The organism is Microbacterium sp. ISL-103 (assembly GCF_018613995.1).
Taxonomy (GTDB): domain Bacteria; phylum Actinomycetota; class Actinomycetes; order Actinomycetales; family Microbacteriaceae; genus Microbacterium.
The window spans coordinates 1-3950 of record NZ_JAGGPD010000565.1 but is presented as its reverse complement, the minus strand read 5'-3'; the positions used below and the strand labels follow the sequence as shown (position 1 = coordinate 3950).

Here is a 3950-nt window from a genome sequence, read left to right as displayed (position 1 = left end):
CGGCCCACGCTCCGAACGTGCCGCCCGTCGCGACCCGCTGCCCGACGGGGAGGTTCTCGACGCCTTCCCCCAGCGCGTCCACGACGCCCAGGGCCTGGGTGCCGGATGCGGCCGGGAGCTCGGGCTTGAATCCGTACGTGCCGCGGATCGTCCACAGGTCGTGATTGTGGATCGGCGAGAGCACGATCCGCAGGCGGACCTGACCGGGCCCGGGCTCGGGAGTCGGACGCTCGGTGACGGTGAGTACCTGCTCGGGATCGCCGAAGGTGTCGTGGGTGAGGGCGCGCATGATGTTCTCCTTGTGGGATCGGTCGTGGGGATGTTCGAGCGGGATCAGTCGTCGGTGACGGTGATCGTGACGTCGATGTTGCCGCGGGTCGCGTTGGAGTACGGGCAGACCTGGTGGGCGGCGTCTGCGAGCGACTGCGCCTGCTCGTGAGGCAGGTCGGGGATGACGACCTCGAGCTGCACGGCCAGACCGAAGCCGCCGTCGCCGTTCGATCCGATCTGCACGCGCGCGCCCACCGACGAATCGGTGATCTTCACCTTCTGTGCGCGGGCGACGGTCTGCAGTGCGGAGTGGAAGCACGCGGCGTAGCCGGCGGCGAACAGCTGCTCGGGGTTGGCTCCGTCGCCGCTGCCTCCCATCTCCTTGGGGATCGCGAGGTCGAGGTCGAGTCGGCCTTCGCCCGTGGTGACGCGGCCGTTGCGGCCTGCTCCGGTGGCGAGTGCCTCGGCGGTGTAGAGAGCGTCCATCGTGTGGATTCCTTCCGGGTTGTGGTCAGTCGGTGTGCTGCAGCCGTGCGGTGAGCTGCTGCAGCTCGGTGATCAGGCGGTGACGCTGATCGTCGTCCTGCATGCCGGCCAGGGCCGCGATCGTCGTGTGGACCGGCGCGACCTCGGTGCGCAGGGCTGCGCCCGCCTCGGTCAGGCCCACCGTGACGACTCGCTCATCGGCCGAGCTGCGAGCGCGTGCGACGTAGCCCGCCTGCTCGAGGCGGCGGACGAGAGGGGAGAGCGTGCCGGAGTCGAGCTGCATGGCATCGCCCAGCGAGCCGATCGTCTGCTCGCCCTCCATCCAGAGGATGGCGAGCACGAGATACTGCGGGTAGGTCAGGCCCCAGGGTGCGAGGAGGGAGCGGTACGCCTGCGTCGTCGCGCGGGCGGCGGAGTACAGCGAGAAGCACACCATCTCATCGGTCACGGCCATACGACAAGTATTGCACGCGATTAGATTGTGCACAACCTAATCTGGCGGGGTGGCAGCGCCTAGCTCGACGCTAGGCTGTGCCGCGTGCAGCTGCGGGCGGTGGACCTGGTCGATGTCTTCGTCTACCTCGTCGTGCTCGGTCTCTTCATCCAGCTGTTCCCCGACGTCATATCCGAGACGTTCCTCCTCGCCCTCCTGACGGCGATCCTGCTGAAGGCGGTGCTCGAGGTCGTGCTGTTCGTGAAGAAGAGCATCCTCAGACGGGTCCGCGGTGCGCGCACCCGTCTGGTCCGGGCGGTCAACGTCGCGGCTCTCGTGCTCATCATTCCCGGCAGCAAGTTCCTGGTGCTCGCGCTCGTCGACCTGGTGTTCGGCGATGCCGTGCGGCTCGGCGGCTTCCTTCCCGTGACGGCGCTGATCTTCGTGCTCATGCTCGCCCGGGCGGGGGTGCGGAGAATTCTGGAGCGCCCTCTCGATGATTTAGCTAGCTAAGCTAGCAGTCATGGAACGATACTTTCGGTTGCGCTGGGTCGGGCTGGTCTTCATCAGCATCGCGGTCTCGCTGATCATCGTCGATTCGACGATCGTCAACGTCGCGATCCCGGCGATCGTCGACGACCTCGGCATCACCTCGACCGAGGTGCAGTGGGTGCAAGAGGCCTACACCCTCGTCTTCGCCGCGCTGCTGCTGGTCTTCGGCAGCCTCGCCGATCGATTCGGCCGACGTCGGGTGATGCTCATCGGGGTCGTCGTCTTCGCGGCGTCATCCGTGCTCGCAGCGCTCGCGCCCGACGGCGCGATGCTGATCCTCGCCCGCCTCGCGCAGGGCGTCGGCGGAGCGATGATCCTGCCGACGACGCTGTCGATCATCAACGCCACGTTCCGCGGGCGCGAACGGGGCATCGCCTTCGCGGTGTGGGGCTCGACGATCGGCGGGATGGCCGCCGTCGGCCCGCTGCTCGGCGGATGGCTGACGACGGAGTTCTCCTGGCGGTGGGCGTTCGGGATCAACATCCCGCTCGGCAGCATCATCGTCGTCGGTGTGCTGCTGACCGTCGCCGAGTCGCGCAGTGATCGCACCTCCCGGATCGACGTCGTCGGGGCGCTGCTGTCGGTGATCACGATGGGAAGCCTCGTGTTCGCTCTGATCGAGGGGCGCACGTACGGGTGGTGGCTCGTGGATCAGCGTCCGCGGATCGGAGACTGGACGTGGCCGCTCGACGTCTCGCCGATCCCGTTCGCCGCAGCCCTCGCCGTCGTCTCGCTGATCGCCTTCATCGCCTGGGGCGTGCACCGCGAACGCCGGGGGAAGTCCACTCTGCTGGCGCTCAAGCTGTTCTCGATCCCCTCGTTCCGCAACGGCAACATCGCGGCGACCGTCGTGTCGCTCGGCGAGTTCGGCATCATCCTCGCGCTGCCGCTGTGGCTGCAGTTCGTGCTGGGGTTCGACGCGCTGCAGACGGGCCTGCTGCTGCTGGCGCTGGCCGGCGGGTCGTTCGTCGCCAGTGGCGCCGCCGGTGCGGCGAGCGGCAAGGTCGCACCGGTGTGGGTCGTGCGTGCGGGGCTGATCGCCGAGATCGTCGGCGTCGCGGGTGTCGGCGTCGTCATCGGCCCCGATGCCTCGTGGGTGCCGCTCATCCCGTTCCTGTTCGTGTACGGACTCGGCGTAGGGCTCGCGACGGCGCAGCTGACCGGCGTCGTGCTCGCCGATGTGCCGGTCGCCGACAGCGGCGCCGCATCCGGGACCCAGTCGACCTCCCGGCAGCTCGGAGCAGCCCTCGGAGTCGCCGTGCTCGGCACCGTGCTCTTCACGAGCACCGCGGGAATCCTCGCCTCCTCGCTCGATGACAGAGGGCTCTCGGCCGACCAGCGCGACCAGGTCGTGTCGTCGGTCGTGGACAGCGCCGGTGCGGCGATCAGCGGACTCGAGGCGAATCCCGAGACCGCAGCCATCGCGGATGATGCCAAGGCCGCCTTCTCCGACGGCACGCGCTTCGCCGCGTGGACGGCTGCGGGCTTCCTGACGCTGGGTCTGCTCTCGACGATCTCCCTCGGCTCCGGCGCACGCAGTCGGAGCGAAGAGGAGGAATCGAGCCCGCACTCACGCCCGGCGCGCTGCGCCCCCGAAGGAGACGCCACGAGCTGACGCCCGGCTCGCAGGCTGAGCCCGCGCGGCAGCGTCGCTACCGCGCGAGGGACGCCAGCTCTCCGCGAGTCCGGCAGCCGGTCTTGCGCAGCAGGTTCGACACGTGGAACTTGACCGTGTTGTCGCTGATCCCGAGCATCGTCGCGATCTCGCGATTCCGTGAGCCCCCGACGACGAGCCGAAGGACCTCGCGTTCTCGGGTGGACAGGTCTGACACGTCTCCCAGGGGCTCGGGTGCGGCGGGCGGGTCGAGGGGCAGTCGGATGTCGATCGCCGACCCCCATCCTTCGGTGGACGACACGGCGAGATCGCCGTTCAATGCCACCACGCTCTCTGCCGCCGGGCGAAGCGCATCGTCGCGTACCGAGAGCTCGCCGCGCCCGTCGTCTCTGATGCCGATCAGCAGGTTCAGGCCGTCGCAGTCCCACTGGATACGCACTCGACGCGCGGTGCCGTCGTCGACGATCGCGAGGACCGAGTTGCGGACGATCGCTCGAGCCGCGTGCGCGACCTCGCTCGGAAGTGCGCGGCCGGTGGTGGGCGGCTCGACGAACTGGAGGTCGAGATTCCCGAACCGCTCCACGGGCCGGAGGT

At 68.9% G+C, this 3950-nt stretch carries 6 protein-coding genes; 2 read left to right on the top strand and 4 right to left on the bottom strand.

The window, feature by feature from the left end:
• The 3 genes from J7E68_RS17910 to J7E68_RS17900 form a co-directional block, all read right to left on the bottom strand.
• Positions 1–289 (bottom strand): alcohol dehydrogenase catalytic domain-containing protein (locus J7E68_RS17910; protein WP_215174888.1); only part of this gene is annotated, 289 nt, incomplete at its 3' end.
• 44 nt (positions 290–333) lie between these two features.
• Positions 334–756: an organic hydroperoxide resistance protein gene (locus J7E68_RS17905; protein WP_215174886.1), complete on the bottom strand. Its 423-nt coding sequence runs from the start codon at positions 754–756 to the stop codon at positions 334–336.
• A 25-nt stretch (positions 757–781) separates the two neighbouring features.
• A complete protein-coding gene (locus J7E68_RS17900) occupies positions 782–1210 on the bottom strand; it encodes a MarR family winged helix-turn-helix transcriptional regulator (RefSeq protein ID WP_215174884.1) in 429 nt (142 codons plus the stop codon).
• 84 nt (positions 1211–1294) lie between these two features.
• On the opposite strand from J7E68_RS17900, the gene J7E68_RS17895 reads away from it, so the two are divergent.
• Positions 1295–1702 carry a hypothetical protein gene (locus J7E68_RS17895; protein ID WP_215174882.1) on the top strand — a complete coding sequence of 136 codons (408 nt, stop codon included), beginning with the start codon at positions 1295–1297 and terminating at the stop codon, positions 1700–1702.
• A 10-nt stretch (positions 1703–1712) separates the two neighbouring features.
• Complete coding sequence (locus tag J7E68_RS17890) at positions 1713–3356, top strand: DHA2 family efflux MFS transporter permease subunit (protein WP_215174880.1); 1644 nt, start codon at positions 1713–1715, stop codon at positions 3354–3356.
• 37 nt (positions 3357–3393) lie between these two features.
• Here J7E68_RS17890 and J7E68_RS17885 read toward each other — a convergent pair.
• Positions 3394–3950: LuxR C-terminal-related transcriptional regulator (locus J7E68_RS17885; protein WP_215174879.1), on the bottom strand; the 557-nt coding region annotated here is incomplete at its 5' end.